Source organism: Ferrovibrio sp. GW821-FHT12E11, from assembly GCF_058806975.1.
In genome coordinates this window covers 1,615,992-1,633,005 of the sequence record NZ_JBXAQG010000001.1, presented here as the reverse complement: position 1 = coordinate 1,633,005, position 17,014 = coordinate 1,615,992, and the positions used below count along the sequence as shown (strand labels likewise).

General features: G+C 65.2%; 22 protein-coding genes. 5 read left to right on the top strand and 17 right to left on the bottom strand.

Annotated features, from left to right (window positions below; genetic code table 11):
• Window positions 1-3: 3 nt before the first annotated feature.
• Window positions 4-519, top strand: coding sequence for a 2'-5' RNA ligase family protein (locus AC1ROT_RS08015; RefSeq protein ID WP_492998273.1), 516 nt, complete (start codon window positions 4-6; stop codon window positions 517-519).
• Between the two features lie 55 nt (window positions 520-574).
• Here AC1ROT_RS08015 and AC1ROT_RS08010 read toward each other — a convergent pair whose 3' ends face one another.
• The 4 genes from AC1ROT_RS08010 to leuC all read right to left on the bottom strand — a co-directional run bounded on the left by AC1ROT_RS08010 (window position 575) and on the right by leuC (window position 4,587).
• Window positions 575-1,195, bottom strand: coding sequence for a glutathione S-transferase family protein (locus AC1ROT_RS08010; RefSeq protein ID WP_492998272.1), 621 nt, complete (start codon window positions 1,193-1,195; stop codon window positions 575-577).
• 118 nt (window positions 1,196-1,313) lie between these two features.
• Complete coding sequence (leuB, locus tag AC1ROT_RS08005) at window positions 1,314-2,426, bottom strand: 3-isopropylmalate dehydrogenase (RefSeq protein ID WP_492972745.1); 1,113 nt, start codon at window positions 2,424-2,426, stop codon at window positions 1,314-1,316.
• Between the two features lie 107 nt (window positions 2,427-2,533).
• Window positions 2,534-3,157 (bottom strand): 3-isopropylmalate dehydratase small subunit, encoded by a 624-nt coding sequence (gene leuD / locus AC1ROT_RS08000; protein WP_492972746.1) that lies wholly within the window; start codon window positions 3,155-3,157, stop codon window positions 2,534-2,536.
• Between the two features lie 17 nt (window positions 3,158-3,174).
• Window positions 3,175-4,587, bottom strand: coding sequence for a 3-isopropylmalate dehydratase large subunit (gene leuC, locus AC1ROT_RS07995; protein ID WP_492972747.1), 1,413 nt, complete (start codon window positions 4,585-4,587; stop codon window positions 3,175-3,177).
• 148 nt (window positions 4,588-4,735) lie between these two features.
• Here leuC and gcvA point away from each other — a divergent pair, with 148 nt between their 5' ends.
• Window positions 4,736-5,632 (top strand): transcriptional regulator GcvA, encoded by an 897-nt coding sequence (gcvA, locus tag AC1ROT_RS07990; RefSeq protein ID WP_492972748.1) that lies wholly within the window; start codon window positions 4,736-4,738, stop codon window positions 5,630-5,632.
• Here gcvA and AC1ROT_RS07985 read toward each other — a convergent pair.
• The 3 genes from AC1ROT_RS07985 to AC1ROT_RS07975 all read right to left on the bottom strand — a co-directional run bounded on the left by AC1ROT_RS07985 (window position 5,629) and on the right by AC1ROT_RS07975 (window position 7,152).
• Window positions 5,629-6,099 (bottom strand): DUF2867 domain-containing protein, encoded by a 471-nt coding sequence (locus tag AC1ROT_RS07985; RefSeq protein WP_492998270.1) that lies wholly within the window; start codon window positions 6,097-6,099, stop codon window positions 5,629-5,631. The genes gcvA and AC1ROT_RS07985 overlap by 4 nt on opposite strands.
• Before the next feature lie 56 nt (window positions 6,100-6,155).
• The gene (locus AC1ROT_RS07980; RefSeq protein WP_492998269.1) at window positions 6,156-6,656 is read right to left on the bottom strand and encodes a DUF2867 domain-containing protein; all 501 of its coding nucleotides are present in this window, start codon (window positions 6,654-6,656) and stop codon (window positions 6,156-6,158) included.
• A gap of 79 nt (window positions 6,657-6,735) precedes the next feature.
• On the bottom strand, window positions 6,736-7,152 hold the full coding sequence (locus tag AC1ROT_RS07975; protein ID WP_492972751.1) for a tautomerase family protein: 417 nt from the start codon (window positions 7,150-7,152) through the stop codon (window positions 6,736-6,738).
• 109 nt (window positions 7,153-7,261) lie between these two features.
• On the opposite strand from AC1ROT_RS07975, the gene AC1ROT_RS07970 reads away from it, so the two are divergent.
• Window positions 7,262-8,128, top strand: coding sequence for a LysR family transcriptional regulator (locus tag AC1ROT_RS07970; protein WP_492998266.1), 867 nt, complete (start codon window positions 7,262-7,264; stop codon window positions 8,126-8,128).
• On the opposite strand, the gene AC1ROT_RS07965 is transcribed toward AC1ROT_RS07970, so the two are convergent.
• Together AC1ROT_RS07965 and AC1ROT_RS07960 are read right to left on the bottom strand one after the other, a co-directional pair.
• On the bottom strand, window positions 8,125-8,523 hold the full coding sequence (locus AC1ROT_RS07965) for a DoxX family protein (RefSeq protein WP_492972753.1): 399 nt from the start codon (window positions 8,521-8,523) through the stop codon (window positions 8,125-8,127). The two genes, AC1ROT_RS07970 and AC1ROT_RS07965, sit on opposite strands and share 4 nt — an antisense overlap.
• Window positions 8,524-8,668: 145 nt before the next feature.
• Entirely contained in the window at window positions 8,669-9,319 is a 651-nt protein-coding gene (locus AC1ROT_RS07960; protein ID WP_492972754.1) for a glutathione S-transferase family protein, read from the bottom strand.
• A gap of 120 nt (window positions 9,320-9,439) precedes the next feature.
• On the opposite strand from AC1ROT_RS07960, the gene AC1ROT_RS07955 reads away from it, so the two are divergent.
• Entirely contained in the window at window positions 9,440-9,835 is a 396-nt protein-coding gene (locus tag AC1ROT_RS07955; RefSeq protein WP_492972755.1) for a winged helix-turn-helix transcriptional regulator, read from the top strand.
• Between the two features lie 100 nt (window positions 9,836-9,935).
• On the opposite strand, the gene rplS is transcribed toward AC1ROT_RS07955, so the two are convergent.
• The 8 genes from rplS to AC1ROT_RS07915 all read right to left on the bottom strand — a co-directional run bounded on the left by rplS (window position 9,936) and on the right by AC1ROT_RS07915 (window position 15,785).
• On the bottom strand, window positions 9,936-10,319 hold the full coding sequence (gene rplS / locus AC1ROT_RS07950) for a 50S ribosomal protein L19 (RefSeq protein ID WP_492972756.1): 384 nt from the start codon (window positions 10,317-10,319) through the stop codon (window positions 9,936-9,938).
• Between the two features lie 39 nt (window positions 10,320-10,358).
• Window positions 10,359-11,051, bottom strand: coding sequence for a tRNA (guanosine(37)-N1)-methyltransferase TrmD (gene trmD, locus AC1ROT_RS07945; RefSeq protein WP_493001141.1), 693 nt, complete (start codon window positions 11,049-11,051; stop codon window positions 10,359-10,361).
• A 58-nt stretch (window positions 11,052-11,109) separates the two neighbouring features.
• Window positions 11,110-11,712, bottom strand: a complete 603-nt coding sequence (gene rimM / locus AC1ROT_RS07940; RefSeq protein WP_492998265.1) for a ribosome maturation factor RimM — start codon at window positions 11,710-11,712, stop codon at window positions 11,110-11,112.
• Between the two features lie 9 nt (window positions 11,713-11,721).
• Window positions 11,722-12,108 (bottom strand): 30S ribosomal protein S16, encoded by a 387-nt coding sequence (gene rpsP / locus AC1ROT_RS07935; RefSeq protein ID WP_492972759.1) that lies wholly within the window; start codon window positions 12,106-12,108, stop codon window positions 11,722-11,724.
• Between the two features lie 65 nt (window positions 12,109-12,173).
• The gene (gene ffh, locus AC1ROT_RS07930; RefSeq protein ID WP_492972760.1) at window positions 12,174-13,559 is read right to left on the bottom strand and encodes a signal recognition particle protein; all 1,386 of its coding nucleotides are present in this window, start codon (window positions 13,557-13,559) and stop codon (window positions 12,174-12,176) included.
• A 290-nt stretch (window positions 13,560-13,849) separates the two neighbouring features.
• Window positions 13,850-14,230, bottom strand: coding sequence for a response regulator (locus AC1ROT_RS07925; RefSeq protein ID WP_492998264.1), 381 nt, complete (start codon window positions 14,228-14,230; stop codon window positions 13,850-13,852).
• Window positions 14,231-14,248: 18 nt separating this feature from the next.
• The gene (locus AC1ROT_RS07920; RefSeq protein WP_492998262.1) at window positions 14,249-15,154 is read right to left on the bottom strand and encodes a DUF3108 domain-containing protein; all 906 of its coding nucleotides are present in this window, start codon (window positions 15,152-15,154) and stop codon (window positions 14,249-14,251) included.
• Between the two features lie 100 nt (window positions 15,155-15,254).
• Entirely contained in the window at window positions 15,255-15,785 is a 531-nt protein-coding gene (locus AC1ROT_RS07915; RefSeq protein ID WP_492998260.1) for a hypothetical protein, read from the bottom strand.
• A 139-nt stretch (window positions 15,786-15,924) separates the two neighbouring features.
• On the opposite strand from AC1ROT_RS07915, the gene meaB reads away from it, so the two are divergent.
• Window positions 15,925-16,962 (top strand): methylmalonyl Co-A mutase-associated GTPase MeaB, encoded by a 1,038-nt coding sequence (gene meaB / locus AC1ROT_RS07910; protein ID WP_492998259.1) that lies wholly within the window; start codon window positions 15,925-15,927, stop codon window positions 16,960-16,962.
• The last annotated feature ends 52 nt before the right edge of the window (window positions 16,963-17,014 follow it).

The following is a 17,014-nucleotide window of genomic DNA, read 5'->3' as shown; positions in this document are numbered from 1 at the left end:
GCTATGTTCGCGGTGATCGCCGTGCCGCAGTTTTCCGCCGCCGATGCCGCCTGGATCGAGGCCATTCGCCGTGCCCATGATCCGCAAGTCGACCGCGTTGCCGCCCATGTGACGCTCAGTTTCCCGCATGATCCGGCTGATGCCGACTGGTTCGCCGGCCATGTGGCCGCGATGGCGGCAGTGACGCCGGCTTTCGATATCGTGTTCGACCGGCTCGGCCGCATGGAGGATTCATACGCGCCGAAATACCGCTTCCTCAATGTGCTGCATGCCGATGCAGCCTCGGCCGAACCGCTGACGGCGCTCTATCATAGGCTGGGCGGAAAAGATGTGTATGAGCCGCATCTGACGCTGACCCGCTTCGGCGCGGTGTTTTCGGCGAAGGCACTGGAGCGACAGATGGGCGCGTTGCAGAAACCGGTTGCCGGCCGCATCGCGGCGCTGCAGCTGCTGCGCATCGAGCATGGCAATATCCGCGTCGCGGGCGAATACCCACTTCAACCATCACCCCGGGCTTGACTCGGGGTCCCATTAAAAATGGGATCCCCGCTTTCGCGGGGATGACAAAAACAGGTTAGGCCTTCTCCAGCGGATGGGCCTGGAAGCAGGCGAGCTTTTCCGCCCGCTCGGTCAGGTCGTAGAGGCTGGCATAGAGTCCGGCCGGCACCAGATCGTCGGGCAGCATGACGCGCAGGAAGCTGACCGTCACGGCGGCGGTGATATCGGCCATCGACATCTGTTCGCCCAGCAGCCACGGCCCCATCTTGTGGGCATCCAGGGCGGCGAGGCCGCCGCTGGCCTGGCGCAGCAGATGCTGGCGCCAGGGCTCGTGCACCTTGTCGGCCGGACGCCGGCGCACCTCGTAAATGGCATTCACCGCCTTGTCCATCACGCCGCTGCCGATCGCCATCAGCTGGATGCAGTCGCGCCGCGTGCGGCCATGCGGCGGGATCAGGCTTTTCGCCGGGCCGACCAGTTCCATCAGGTAATCGAGGATGGCAGCCGACTCGATCAGCCGTTCGCCGCCTTCCAGTTCCAGCACCGGCACGCGGCCGACCGGATTGAGTTCTAGGCCGCGGTCGGGATCGGCGGTGACCGAGAGGTATTCGCGCGTATGCGGGATATCCAGCAGGGTCATCGCCACGGCGACGCGGCGGGAATAGGGCGACAGGTTGCGGCCGATCAGCTTCAGCATGGTCACCCTCCCAGACGACAGGGCAACAGTCGCCAAAGCAGTGCTGTCATGCAAGCCCAAAGAAAAAGGCCGGAGGGTTCAGCTCCGGCCTTTGACTATTCTGGATGCTGCGCTGAAATCAGGCAGCCAGGCGGTCGAGTTCCATCAGCAGGGCGTCGCCCATGCCGGTGGTGCCGACGCGGGTGCCGCCGCCGCCGAGATCGGCGGTGCGGATGCCCTTGCTCAGTACATTCTCAGCGGCTTGGTCGATCAGGTCGGCATCGGCGCTGAGATCGTAGGCATAGCGCAGCGCCATCGAGAAGCTCTGGATGGTGGCGAGCGGATTGGCGATGCCCTTGCCGGAAATGTCCGGGGCCGAGCCATGCACCGGCTCGAACAGCGCCATGCGGCGACCGGTGGCAGGGTCCGCTGCGCCCAAAGACGCAGACGGCAGCATGCCGAGCGAACCGGTCAGCATGGCGGCGGCGTCCGAGAGGATGTCGCCGAACAGGTTGTCGGTCACCATCACGTCGAACTGCTTGGGCGCGCGCACCAGCTGCATGGCGCCGTTATCGGCATACATATGCTCCAGCTGCACGTCCTTGAACTGCTCCTGGTGCAGCTTGGTGACTTCCTCGCGCCACAGCACGCCGGATTCCATCACATTGGCCTTTTCCAGCGAGGTCACCTTGTTGCCGCGCTTCTTGGCTAGCTCGAAGGCGACAGCCGCCACACGGCGGATTTCGCTGGTGGTATAGACCTGCGTATTGATACCGCGACGTTCACCATTGGGCAGGGTTTCGATGCCGCGCGGCTGGCCGAAATAGACGCCGCCGGTCAGTTCGCGCACGATCATGATGTCGAGACCTTTGACGATCTCGGGCTTCAGGCTGCTGGCATCCACCAGGGCGTCGAAGCATTTGGCCGGGCGCAGGTTGGCGAACAGGTCCATTTCCTTGCGCAGGCGCAGTAGACCGCGTTCGGGCTTCTGGTCAAACGGCAGGTTGTCCCATTTCGGGCCGCCGACGGCGCCGAGCAGAACCACGCCGCAATCCAGCGCGTCCTGCATGGTGTTGTCATGCAACGGCGTGCCATGCTTGTCGAAGGCCGAGCCGCCGACCAGGTCTTCCTTGACGTCGAAGGAGACATGCCGGCGCTTGTCCATCCAGGCGATGACGCGACGGACCTCGCCCATCACCTCGGGGCCGATCCCGTCGCCGGGCAGCATCAGCATGGTACGATTGGAAGCCATTCTTGTGTTCCTCTGTGCTTTCTCATTGTCACCCGCGGACTTGATCCGCGGGTCCCATTAAATGGGATGCCCGGGTCAAGCCCGGGCATGACGGTTTGGGTTCTTTGTTACCGTCCAGCCTGGGCGTAAAGCCAAGGCTGGGTGCCGTGCTGCTTGCCTTCGAAGCTGTCGATCTTCGACTTCTTCTCCAGCGTCAGGCCGATATTGTCCAGGCCGTTGAGCAGGCAATGCTTCTTGTGGGCGTCGATCTCGAACTTGATCACGTTGCCATCGGGACCGGTGACTTCCTGCTTGGCCAGGTCGACGCTGATGCGGGCATTCTGGCCGCGCTTGGCGGCATCCATCAGCTTGTCGACCTCGGCCTGCGGCAGGGTGATCGGCAGGATGCCGTTCTGGAAGCAGTTGTTATAGAAGATGTCGGCATAGCTGGTGGCGATCACGCAGCGGATGCCGTAATCCAGCAGTGCCCAGGGCGCATGCTCGCGGCTTGAGCCGCAGCCGAAATTGTCTCCGGCGACCAGGATCTGCGCGCCCTTGTACTGCGGCTGGTTCATGAAGAAATCCGGCACCGGCTTGCCGTCCGGGGTTTCGCGCAACTCGAAGAACAGGCCCTTGGCCAGGCCGGTGCGCTCCACGGTCTTCAGGAACTGCTTGGGGATGATCATGTCGGTGTCGACATTGATCATCGGCAGCGGGGCAGCGACGGCGGTGAGCGTGGTGAACTTGTCCATGATGTCTTTCTCCTCGCTCAGATGAACTTGCGCACGTCGGCGAGCTTGCCGGTGACGGCGGCGGCGACAGCCATCGCCGGGCTCATCAGATGCGTGCGGCCGCGCGCGCCCTGGCGGCCTTCGAAGTTGCGGTTGGACGTGCTGGCGCAGCGCTCTTCCGGCTTCAGCTTGTCGGCGTTCATCGCCAGGCACATTGAGCAGCCGGGCTCGCGCCATTCGAAGCCGGCCTCGACGAAGATCTTGTCCAGGCCTTCCGCTTCGGCCTGGTTCTTCACCAGCCCTGAGCCCGGCACCACCATCGCCTGAACACCCGCGGCCACCTTGCGGCCCTTGGCTACGGCGGCGGCGGCGCGCATGTCCTCGATGCGGCCGTTGGTGCAGGAACCGATGAAGACGCGCTGGATCGGCACGCTGTCCAGCTTCTCGCCGGCCTTCAGGCCCATGTAGTTGAGCGCACGTTCCAGGGCGATGCGCTTCTGCTCGTCCTTCACATCGGCCGGGTTCGGCACGCTGCCGGTGATCGGCGCCACGTCCTGCGGGCTGGTGCCCCAGGTGATATGCGGCGCAATATCGGAGGCTTTCAGCTCCACAACCGTGTCGTAATGGGCGCCGTCGTCAGAGGGCAGGGTCTTCCACCAGGCCAGCGCCTGCTCGAAGGCGGCGCCCTTGGGCGCATGCGGCTTGCCCATCACATAGTCGAAGGTCTTCTGGTCCGGCGCGATCAGACCAGCGCGGGCGCCGGCTTCGATCGACATGTTGCAGACCGTCATGCGGCCTTCCATCGAGAGCGCGCGGATGGCGCTGCCGGTGTATTCCATTACATAGCCGGTGCCGCCGGCGGTGCCGATCTTGCCGATGATGGCGAGGATGATGTCCTTGGCGGTGACGCCCGGGCCCAGCTCACCGTCGATGTTGATCTTCATGTTCTTGGCCTTGCGCTGCGGCAGGGTCTGGGTGGCGAGCACGTGCTCGACCTCTGAGGTGCCGATGCCGAAGGCCAGGCTGCCGAAGGCGCCATGGGTCGAGGTATGGCTGTCGCCACAGACGATGGTCATGCCAGGCTGGGTATAGCCCTGCTCCGGGCCGACGATATGCACGATGCCCTGGTTGACGTCGTTCATCGGGTAATAGTTGACGCCGTATTCCTTGGCATTGCGGTCCAGCGTCTCGACTTGGATGCGGGCTTCCTCGTCCTCGAAAATGAACTGCAGGCGGTCCGGGGTGGTCGGCACGTTATGGTCGGGCACGGCGACGGTGCGGTCGGGGCGGCGGACCTTGCGGCCGGCGGCCTTCAGGCCGGCGAAGGCCTGGGGCGAGGTGACCTCATGGACAAGGTGCAGGTCGATATAGATCAGGCCGTTCCCATCGGCGTCGATATCGACCAGATGGCTGTCCCAGATCTTGTCGTACAGGGTGCGGGGCGCGGTCATGGCAGCTGGTCCGTTCTTTCAGAGTATTTTTATTGCGAGCAGGGGCGTTACGGGGCGGGGATTCAAACCCAGTGCGGCCCCCGCGTCCAGTGGGGATCGTGTTCGGCCGGGTGGATTTAAATTCCCCTCCGGCTTAAAAGAAATTCCCATGGCCCATCTGCCCAGCCGCCGCCTGCTGCCCCTCAACGCCCTGAAGGCCTTTGAAGCCGCCGGCCGCCACCTCAATTTCACCGCCGCCGCCGAGGAACTCTCGGTGACGCTGTCGGCCATTTCCCACCAGATCCGCCAGTTGGAGGAGCTGCTGGGGGTGCCGCTGTTCCACCGGACCAGAAAAGGCCTCGTGCTGTCGACCGAGGGGCAGCTGATCCTGCCCGACGTGCAGCAGGGCTTCGACTACCTGGTCAGTGCGCTGTCCAAGCTGGAGGCCCGGCGCGGCGAGGGCACGCTGACGCTCTCGATGCTCTCCACCTTCGCCATGCGCTGGTTCATCCCGCGCCTGCCGCGCTTCCAGGAGGCCTATCCCGATATCGAGGTGCGCATCACCACCTCGCTGAAGCCGGCCGACCTGGAGCGCGAGGGCATCGACTGCGCGATCCGCTATGGCGACGGCGACTGGCCCGGCCTGAAATCGACCCGGCTGTTCGCCGAGGCGCTGGTGCCGGTGGCGCATCCGAAATTCAAGGACCTCATCAAAAAACCGGAAGACCTGAAGAACCAGAAGCTGCTGCATTCGCAGAACCGCCGCGAGGACTGGCGTGTCTGGCTCAAGGCGACCGGCCAGACCGATATCGATCCGGTGATCGGCCAGATGTTCGAGACGCGCAGTTACGCGATCCAGGCGGCGGTCCAGGGCATGGGCATCGCCGTGATGGATCCGGCGATGGTGGCCGAGGAGATCGCCGGCGGCCGCCTGGTGCAGCTGTTCGACGCCACCCTGCCACTCAGCAATGCCTACTGGTTCGTCTGCCTCGAACACATGGCCGACGCGCCGCGCCTGAAAGCCATGCGCGATTGGCTCACCGAAGAAGTCAAAGCGCCGGCCTAGGCCGGCGCGCTCAGCCGCAACGCCATCTGCCGCACCATGCTGCGCACGATCAGCTTGTGGAACGGCATGATGATCGTGAGATAGACGCGGCCCAGACGGTTATGGGTGCGCACGGCAGTGGTGAGGGTGATGCGACTGCCGGTGGCGGCGGGATCGATCTTCATCAACGCGCGGAAATCCAGATGGCCGTCATCCAGGCCCGAAACCACGGCCTCGGCAGACTCGCTCAGCACCGGAAAGCCCTTGCGGATCTTCGGCGCCTTGTAGCCGAGTCGGCCCATCACGGCATTGCGGATATCCAGCAGCGCGCTGGCCCAGGCCGGTGGCGTGCTGAAGAATTCGGCCGAGAGAATACGCGCATCGAGATCGCGGCGCGCCACGGTGACGCTGAAGGCATCGGCGAAATCGCAGCCGGGCAGGCTGGCGACAAAGGCCGGATCGGCGGGGACGACCGTGACGGTAGGCATTCCTCACTATGGGCCGGTGTTGCGATGCCGTCCCGCTTCACGATGTCGCAGGCGGCTCAGTCGCCCTGTTCGGCCAGTTTCTCTGCCACCCGTTTCATCAGGCTGCGTACGATCAGCTTGTGGAAGGGCATGATGATCGTCAGGTAGACGCGGCCGAGCCGGTTATGGGTGCGCACGATGGTGGTCAGCGTGACCAGACCCAGATCGGGTCCCTCGGGCCCGAGCCGCAGCGTGTCGACGCGGAACTGGGTGCGGAAATCCAGATGGTCGTCATTGAGGCCGACCACCACTTCGGTGGCATCCTCGCGCAGCACCGGCAGGCTCTGCACCATCTCGTCGGTCTTCAGGCCGAAGCGCCGCATCACCGCATTGCGCAGGCGCAGCAGCCAGCCGGCCCAGTCTGGCAGCTTGCTGAAGCACAGCGCCGCCACCTCGCGCGCATCCACGCCGCCGCGCGCCACCGTCATGGTGAAGGCGTCGGAAAAGTCGCAGCCCGGCAGGCTGGCGACGAAATCGGGATCGGGTGTTGCCGCGACGATGACGGGATGGACGGACATCGGCGCAGCATGCGGTCTGCACGCTGCGCCGTCCATTGCCCGAAGGAAGGAGGGGCCTGAAGGAACGAGTGTGGCGGCGTTACGCCGCTGGCACGCCCAGTTTGGCTGCGATATAGCGGCGCTCCTGGGTCAGGCCGCCGAAGCCGTAGGCATAGCCATGCACGTCATGGACGTAGACATAGCTTTCGTTATGCAGCGGCCCGAGCAGCTCGCCCATGGTCTTGAACACGGCGGCGATGAAGGCGGCCTTCTCGTCCTTGGTGTTGGTGCTTTCCACGATCTTGATGTCGAGGAAGAAGCTGGCCAGCTTCTGCTCGGCCAGCGACGGCCCGCCGGCGAACCAGTGCTCGGCCGGCACGGCTTCCACGGTGACGGCGGTCAGCGTCTGGTCCTTGCGCAGCTGTTCGGCCGAGATGCGGCTGGCCGCTTTGGCAATGGCCTGCACGAGGCCGGGCTTGTCGCTGGGGGTGGAATATTTGACCTGAATGATCGGCATGGGTGGCTCCTGTCTGCGGGCGTTGCTGGCCCGTGAGAGGCAGGATAGGGTCGGCTTGACCATTACAGAAGTCGACCTATTATGATATCAGTCATAACGGATTGATATTATGGAAGCGGCCCTCGACATCGATGCCCTACGCGCCCTGGTGCTGGTGGCGGATTACCGCAGCTTCACCCGCGCGGCCGAGGCGCTCGGCACCAGCCAGGCGGCGATCAGCCTGCGGCTCAAGCGGTTGGAGGCGCGGCTCGGCCGCCGCCTGCTGGAACGCACGCCGCGCCTGGTGCGGCTCACCCCCGATGGCGACACGCTGGTCACCGAGGCCCGCCATGTGCTGGCGGCCCATGATGCGGCGCTGGCGGCGCTGGACGCCAAACCTCAGCGCCCGCTGGTGCTGGGCGTCAGCGACCAAGCGGTCGGCGCACAGCTGCCCGGCCTGCTGGGCCGCGTGCGTTCGCGCCTGCCCGGCCTGAAGCTGGAAGTGCGCATTGGTTTATCGAGTGACCTCGGCAGCCTGTATGAGCAGGGCAAGCTTGATGCCGCCATCCTGCATCAGGTCGGCAACAAACCCCCGCGCGGCGCCGAGCTGCTGCTGAAAGACCGGCTCGGCTGGTTCGCCGCGCCGGATTTCCAGCTGAAGGCCGGCGAACCGTTGCCGCTGGTGGCGCTGGCGGCGCCCTGTTCGGTGCGGGCCGCCGGCATCCGCGCGCTCGACCAGGCGCGCATCGACTGGACCGAGGCTTTCACCGGCGGCGGCGTCGGTGCGCTTGCCGCGGCGCTGTCGGCCGGGCTCGGTGTGGCGGTGCTGGGGCGGCGGGCGCGGCTGCCCGGCATGGTGGAGCTGACAAAAAAACAGCGGCTGCCGGTGTTGCCGGCAACCGCCATCTTTTTACTGTCGCGCGTCAGCGATCCTGTGCTGTCGCGTGGCCTGCGCGAGATCGCGTCCGCGATCCGCGCCGATCAACAATCGGCTTAGCGCTTGTCGACGCTGAACGGGCCCGGGCCGTAGACGGCCACGAACAGCAGGCCGCCGATGATCGCCAGGTTCTTGGTGAACATGATCTGCTGGATCATCTTCGCCGCTTCCGGCACGGCCCAGAACTGGTGGAAGCCGAGCGCGGCAACCAGGGTGAACAGCGCCAGCAGCAGGGCGGCATAGCGGGTCTTGAAGCCGACCAGCAGCGCTAGGCCGACGCCCAGCTCGATGACAATTGCCAGGACGGCGGCCACTTCCGGCAGCGGCAGGTTGGCCGACTTCACATAGCCGACGGTGCCGGCGAAGTTGCCGATCTTGCTGATGCCGGCCGGCACGAACAGGATCGCGATCAGGATGCGGCCGAGCAGCGGGCCGAATTTCTCAAGCAAAGCCATGGGAGTCAGTCCTTCTTGTCTTGGTGTTTATTGTTGTTGTCGTTGTGTTGAACGGGGCGGCCCGACTGTATCGGGCCACCCCGGGTTTTCCAATAACACGCCCGGTTATGCTGATAACACGTTCGTGTTAGCCAGAAGTCTGGTCTCAGGCCGCCTTGTCCATCGCCGCCAGTGCTTCGGCTTCGCGGGCCATCGCACGCTGCACGGCGGGGCGCTGCTGCATGCGCTCGAAATGCTTGGCGTAGTTCGGGAAGGCCGAAACATCGAGGCCGAGCTTGGTCGCCCAGTTGAAGAAGACAAAGATATAGGCGTCAGCCGCCGACCAGTCGCCGAACACCCAGTCCTTGGTCCCCAGCGCCTTTTCGACGATGGCGAAATTGGCGGCCGTGGCCTTGGCCGCCAGCGACTTCACGTTGTCGGCGCTGTCGGGCAGGTCGGTGAAGTTCTGCGGGCCGAAGAAGCGGCCCATCACCGGATGGATGCCCGACGCGCACCAGGCGATGAAGGCCAGCGCCTCGGCTTCCTTCAGGGCATCGCCGGCCGGCAGCAGCTTGGCATTCGGATAGGTGCGGTTCAGGTAATACTGAATCGCGGTGTTCTCGGTCAGCATCTTGCCGTCCACACCCAGCATCGGCACCTTGCCCTTGGGATTCAGCGCCAGGTATTCCGGCGTGCGGGTCTGGCCCTTGCGGGTATAGGTCGGCTTCGGCGTGAACTTGGCGCCGGCTTCCTCAAGGCAGATATGCGTCGCCAGCGAACAGGCGCCAGGCGAGAAATAGAAATCGAGATTGGCCATGGTGGTATTCCCTCCGGTTACGTTTCCCGGCCGGGACTGTAAGCCCTGGCGGGGGATCGAGGGATAGCTCATGGCACTATCAATTTGCAAGTAGGCACCCAAACCCTCTATACTTACCGAATGGCTACTGAAAGCGACCTGGATTTCCGCCACGATCTGACCGCCGACGGTCAGCCGCTCTGCGCGCGCATGATCTGCGCCACGCTCGATCTCATTGCCAACAAATGGGCGGTGCCGATCATCCTGACGCTCGCCCGGGCCAGAGGGGCTCCGCTGCGGTTCAGCGAGCTGTCGCGCGCCATCCCGCTGATCACGCAGAAAGAGCTGACCAAGCAGCTACGGGCGCTCGAAACCGCCGGGCTGGTCGGCCGCCGCATTCACGCTGCCGTGCCGCCAAAGGTTGAATACTGGCTCACCGATCTGGGCCTCTCGCTGCGTCCGGTGCTGGACGAGCTCGGCAAATGGGCGGCGAAGAACGGCCCGCAGCTGGCGTCGGCGCGCGAAGCCGCAGAGTAGCAAACCGGAAAAACGAAAAGCCGCCCGCCGGATTTTGCATCCGGCAGGCGGCTTCAAACTCTCAAGCTCGCTCAGCCGGCACGAAGCCGGCTGACAGCACTTAGGCCTTGGCGATCTTGCCGCTGGCGTCGCGCTTCTCGGTGATGCGGGCGGCCTTACCGGTGCGGCCACGCAGGTAGTACAGCTTGGCGCGACGCACGTCGCCGCGGCGGACCACCACGATCGATTCGATGCGCGGGCTGTACAGCGGGAAGATACGCTCGACGCCTTCGCCGTAGCTGATCTTGCGCACGGTGAAGGAGGAGTTCACGCCGCGGTTCGAGCGGGCGATGCACACGCCTTCATAGGCCTGCACGCGCTCGCGGCCGCCTTCGACCACCTTCACGTTGACGGTGAGCGTGTCGCCCGGGGCGAAATCCGGCACGGCGCGCGCCGCCACCAGGGCATCGGACTGCTCTTTCTCGATCTGCTGCATCAGGTTCATGGCACTCAGCCTTTCTTCTTCCAAAAGTTCAAAACGCGTTCAACTGGTTCTGCCGGCATCCTTGCGGCGCCGACGGTAGTCGTCCCACAGGTCCGGGCGGCGTCGGGCGGTGATCTCTTCCGCCATCGCACGCCGCCAGGCTGCGATCTTCTCGTGGTGGCCGGACAGCAGCACATCGGGCACTGCCAGGCCTTCCCACTCCTGCGGCCGGGTATACTGGGGATATTCCAGCAGACCGTCCGCGAAACTCTCCTCGGTGCCGGACTCTTCGGCACCCATCACCCCGGGCAGCAACCGCACGACTGCATCGAGCAGTGCATATGCGGCGATCTCGCCACCCGACAGGACGAAGTCGCCGAGGCTGACCTCGACAACGGGGCGCGCCTGCAGCAGACGCTCGTCCACCCCCTCGAAGCGGCCGCAGAGCAAGGTTGCTCCGCCTGCCGCCTTCGCCTCGTGCACCAGCGCCTGATCCAGGCGCCGGCCGCGCGGCGAAAAATAGATCAGCGGCTGGCCGCTGATATCGCCCTCTGCTGCCGCCAGCGTCTCGTCGATCGCCGTGGCCAGAACATCGGGCCGCATCACCATGCCGGGCCCGCCACCGAAGGGGGTGTCGTCGACGGAGCGGTGTTTATCGCGTGCGAAATCGCGAATGTCCACCGCCGTCAGGCGCCACTTGCCCTCGGCCAGGGCCTTGCCGGCCAGACTCTGCCCCAGCGGGCCGGGGAACATGGCCGGATACAGGGTCAGTATCCGCGCCTCCCACGGCCGCACCGGCGCCGTACTCACCTCAGCCCCCGGCCTGTTCGGCCGCCCGCTCGGCCGCCAGCTCTGCAGCCTCGGCCTTGCGGTCCTCCTCGGTTTCCGGTGCGCCCAGCCAGAAGGCCGGCTCCACCGTCACCCGGCCGCCGGCGAGATCCACAACCGGGACCGCGTCGTCGGTAAAGGGCACCATCGCCGAACGGCCCCCAGAGCCGTCCTTGGCGGTTTTCACCTCCAGCATGTCGCCGGCGCCGTAATTGTGCACGGCCACCACCTGGCCCAGCACCCGACCGTCCGGCAACGCAGCCGTCAGGCCGACCAGATCGGCATGGTAGAACTCGCCATCGCCGGCCTGGGGCAGGGCAGAGCGAGCGACATAAAGCTCGGTGCCCTTCAGCGCCTCGGCCGCATTGCGGTCTTCGACGCCCTTGATACGCGCAATCACAATGTCGTTCGCCTTGCCCGGTGAGAGTCGCAGCACCTTCAGCGGATACGTCTTCGTCGCACCGGCATCCTGCAGGGGACCGTAATCCCCGAGCGCTTCCGGCTCTGCGGTGAAGGCTTTCACCTTCACCTCGCCGCGGATGCCCTGTGCGCCGATCACGACGCCCAGCAGAAGTCTGCCGCTCATCCCGTCAACTTACGAAGCAGCGGCTTCTTCGGCGGGCTTGGCAGCGGCTTCGGCAGCGGCCTTGGCAGCTTCCTCGGCAGCCTTGATGCGCTCTTGGGCCTTCGCCTTCGGCTTGCCCTTCTCCGGGTTGTTGCCATGGGCCCAGGTGGTGACCAGGCCGGCCTTGGTGAAGAAGCGGGCGACGCGGTCCGACGGGGTCGCGCCCTGGCTCAGCCAGTACTTGCAGCGCTCGACGTCGAGCGTCACGCGCTCGCGGTCCTTCGGCAGCATCGGATCATAGGAACCGATGCGCTCGATGAAACGGCCATCGCGCGGGCTGCGCGAGTCGGCGACAACGATACGGTAATAGGGGCGCTTCTTGGCACCGCCGCGGGTCATACGGATCTTGACGGACATGATCTTCCTTTCAGATAAACGTTGAAACTCGAATACGCGAAACTGATCAGTGCAGCCCAGGCCTTCTAGTGAAGTTTTGGCATGCCGGGCATTCCGCCCATCATCCCGCCCATGCTGCGCATGAAACCTTTCTGCCCCAGCTTCGACATGCGCTTCATCATGTCGGCCATCTGCAGATGCTGCTTCAGCAGCTTGTTGACGTCCTGCACCGAAGTGCCCGACCCGGCGGCGATGCGTTTCTTGCGCGCAGCCTGGATCACCTTGGGATTCTTGCGCTCGCCCCTGGTCATCGAGCTGATGATGGCTTCCTGGCGCTTCAGCACGCTTTCGTCCACATTGGCGGCGGCCATCGCGGCCTTGGCCTTGCCGACGCCGGGCAGCAGGTTCATCACGCCCGACATGCCGCCCATCTTGCGCAGCTGCTTGAGCTGGCTGGCCATGTCGTCCATGTCGAACAGGCCCTTCTGGACGCGGGCGGCGAGGCGTTCGGCTTCTTCCTTCTCGATCGTCTCGGCGGCCTTCTCGACCAGCGACACGATATCGCCCATGCCGAGGATGCGCTGCGCGATACGCTGCGGATGGAAGGGCTCGATGGCATCGACCTTTTCGCCGACGCCGATCAGCTTGATCGGCTTGCCGGTGACGGCGCGCATCGAAAGCGCGGCACCGCCGCGGCCATCGCCATCGACGCGGGTCAGCACGATGCCGCTGATGCCCAGGCGGTCGTTGAAGCTTTTCGCAACATTCACCGCATCCTGGCCGGTGAGGCTGTCGGCGACCAGCAGCGTCTCATGCGGCTGCACGGCGTCGCGCACCGCGGCCACTTCCAGCATCAGCGCTTCGTCAACGTGAAGCCGGCCGGCGGTGTCCAGCATCAGCACGTCATAGCCGCCGAGCTTGGCGGCCTGCAGCGCGCGCTTGGCGATATCCACCGGCATCTGGCCGGCGACGATGGGCAGCACCGGAATGCTGTTCTGCTCGCCGAGAATCTTGAGCTGTTCCTGCGCAGCCGGGCGATAGACGTCGAGCGACGCCATCAGCACCTTCTTGCGCTCTTTATTCATCAGCCGCAGCGCGATCTTCGCGGTGCTGGTGGTTTTACCGGAGCCCTGAAGGCCGACCATCAGCACCGGCACCGGCGGCACGGCATTCAGGCTGATGCCGGCGCCGTCATCCTCGGCATCGCCGCCGCCCAGCATCTCGACGAGATGATCGTGGACGATCTTGATGACCATCTGGCCCGGGGTGACCGAGCGCAGCACATCCTGGCCGACGGCCTTCGCCTTCACGCCGTCGATGAAGGTCTTCACGACGGGAAGCGCGACATCGGCTTCCAACAGGGCGACGCGCACCTCGCGCAGCGCTTCCGAGACGTCAGACTCCGACAGCGCGCCGCGCTTGCGCAGCCGCTCGAAGACGTCTCCCAGTTTGCCGCTCAGAGATTCGAACATGTCGACCCTGAAAACCTCATCAAATGATCCAAAACGAAACGACGCCCGTGCGCGACACTCGCGGACGGACGGCGGTCCTCGGACCGGATTGCTTCCAAAGCTTCAGAAAGCGGGCGGAATAAAGCCTTTTGAGGCCTTTAAGTCAACCCCGGACCACCCCTCCCGGCGTCACCCTCGGATTTATTCCGAGGGTCTATGGGCCCTTTCCGGACCGCGGAACCATGGGATGGACCCTCGGGACAAGCCCGAGGGCGACGATTTTAACTATTTTATATAATTATTTCAATATCTTAAACAACAAGCCGTCGTATCGCCTCGACCAGGGCCCGGGGATCGATCGGCTTGATCAGCACCTCGTTCATGCCGCTGCCCAGGCATTCGCGCCGCACTTCCTCGCCATCGGCCGCCGTGATCCCGATGATCGGCACCGCCATGCCACGCGTTCCGCCCGACAGGCGGATTTCCTGGGTCGCCTTGATGCCGTTCAGGCCCGGCATGCGCACATCCATCAGGATGGCGGCCACCTCGGGATGCTCGATGAACAGGTTGACGGCATTGCGGCCGTCGCTGGCGAATAGTGGCTGAAATCCCAGGGCATTCAATAGCTTGTCGAAGACAGCGCGGCCAACGGTGGCATCGTCGGCCACCAGGATTTTGCGGGTCGGGGTCATGGTTGGGGTCAGGCCCGCCTATTGGTAGTTTTCTTTGGGCAGTTCGGCGCGGATCGGTCCCAGTGGCGCCAGCCACTGGCGCCCGTTCAGGGTCGCGCCGCTGATCCAGGCCCGCGCGGTGCCCAGCCGCGTGCTGGCCTCCAGCTGCACCGGCACCCAGGCGGTGAAGCCCGGCGGCTGCACCAGCCAGATGATGGTCGGCTGCTCGTCCTTCTCGCTCCATTCGGCGAGGAATTTGCGGCTGTAGCCGGCCACCGGTTCCACCTTGGCCTGGCACTTATACGCCGGGCCGCTATAGGCGGTGCGGTTATGCGGCGCCACACTGTCGGGGCCGAGCGCCGTGAAATGCATGTTGTAGCGCCGCCGCCCGTCATAGATCGCATCCATGCCGTCGCAGGGCGGCGTCGCGCTGGTCTCGCCCCCAGTCTGGCTCCCATGGCGAAGCAGCCGGGCGATCATCGCGGTGTTGGGATCCAGCGTGTTGGCTTTCAGCAGGTCGGAGACCTCTTCGCGGTCATCCTCGTCATTGGGCGGCTCGACGATGGCCACCGGCAGGCCATCGGCGCCCCAGCTCATGCGGGTGGCGCGTTTCGACCAGGTGCCATCGCTGTCGGTGACATAGCGCACCGGGACATAGCGGTCGTCGGCGACGCGCGCCAGCGCCTGGCCGGTCATGATGAAGCGGGTGGCGAAGTTCAGCACGCCGGCGGTGCGCATGGCGGTTTCCACCTGCAGGCTCTCGGCATCGCGGCGCATGGTCATGCCGATATCCATGCCCTTGGTGCCGAGCGTGTATAGGCCGAAGGAGATATTGGCGTCGCGCAGGCTTTCCTCGGGATCGGCGGCGGCGCGCAGCGACGTCACGTCGATGCCCAGGCCGAGCAGCAGACCCCCGATCAGTGCATATGACACAGGCTTGCCCATGGCCGGCATTTTACGCCTCGACTCAGGCTTTTCCGAGACGAAAAAACCGAATTCTTTGTGATGGCGCCCAGATGTGCCGTCCGGACCGGGACGGATCGGTTCAGGCGTAGGTGGAGGGCAACTCGCGGTTGATCGCCAGCTTCAGGCCGCGCAGCAGATCGGCCCCGGCCCGGCCCATATCCGGGCGGGTTTCCGCCCGCCGCAGGGCATAAAGCGCATCGATCAGCAGACCGATGAGATCGAGATGGCGCGATTCCGATGGCAGGGCGCGGCGTAAGGAGTCGCTTAAGAGCGCCACGCCGCTGGCCATCATGGTCCAGCGGTTGGCGGCGCAGGCCTCGCTCAGGGCATTGCAGTCCTGCTGGGCGTCGCCCAGGAACAGCAGGGCCGACACCAGGTCGTCACGCGCCTTGGCGAAGCGGCCGCGCATCAGATCGATGCGCGCGGCAATGGCGGCGGGATCGTAGGGCGTGGCCGGATCGTAAGCGGCGGCCGGTGCGGCAGCCGGCGCCACCGGTACCGCCTGTGGCTGGGCAAGCTCAAGTTGACCGGCGCGCACCTGTTCCGCCCGCGCCTGCACCAGCAGCTGCAGCGGGTTGGGATGGGCGGCTTCGTCGGACCGATTCGCCATGACTGCCTATGGGATACGAATCCGGACGACTCCCTGTCAATCGCGGAATGGCAAAAACCCGCCGTCGCCGTGACCGTCACAGGCGGGAGCGTGCGGTGGCCAGTGGCCAATCCGCGGCCGCTTCGGCTAAGGTCGGGCCATGTCGCCCGCGCTCAAACCCGCCCGCCGCACCGACGATCCCGCCGCGCTGGCCGCGCGCCTGCTGAGCGGCGACCGCCGCGCGCTGGCCCGCGCCATCACCCTGGTGGAATCGCGCCATGCCACCGACCGGGTGGCGGCCGAGACGCTGCTGCAGGCGGTGCTGCCCCATACTGGCGAACAGGGGGCCGGCGGTGCGGTGCGGCTCGGTATTTCCGGCACGCCCGGCGTCGGCAAGTCCAGCTTCATCGAAAGCTTTGGACTCTCGCTCACGAAGCCCAAAGAAGACGGAGGGCTGGGCCTGAAGGTCGCGGTGCTGGCGGTCGATCCCTCCTCGGCGCTCTCGGGCGGTTCGATTCTCGGCGACAAGACCCGCATGGAGCAGCTTAGCCGCGATCCTAATGCCTTCATCCGCCCCTCGCCGTCGGGCGGTTCGCTCGGCGGCGTGGCGCGGCGCACGCGGGAAGCCGTGCTGCTCTGCGAGGCTGCCGGCTTCGATGTCGTGCTGGTGGAAACCGTCGGCGTCGGCCAGTCGGAAACCACGGTGGCCGGCATGGTGGATATGTTCCTGCTGCTGCTGGCGCCCGGCGGCGGCGACGACCTTCAAGGTATTAAACGTGGCATTATGGAATTGGCCGACCTGATCGTGGTCAACAAGGCCGATGGCGACCTGCTGCCCAGCGCGCGGCTCGCCGCTGCCGATTACCGCATGGCGCTGCAGCTGATGCGCCCGCGCCATCCCGAATGGGTGCCGGATGTGCTGCTGGTTTCGGCGCTGTTCAACGACGGCATCGCCGAGGTGTGGACTGCCATTGGCAGATTCCGTACGGCGCTGGAACAGTCCGGCAGCTTCGCGGCCCAGCGCCGTCACCAGGCCGAGGGCTGGCTGCTGCGTGAGCTGCAGGACGGCCTGCTCGACTGGCTGAAGACCGATCCGGCGATTGCCGCCGAACTGCCCAAGCAGCAGAAGGCGGTGGCGGCGGGCAAGATCACGCCATCAGCGGCAGCGCGCAAGCTGCTCGGCATGCTGGGGAAGTAACTCGTCCTCAAATAAACTTCAAAACAACTTGCGTACGGAATTATATCGGCTA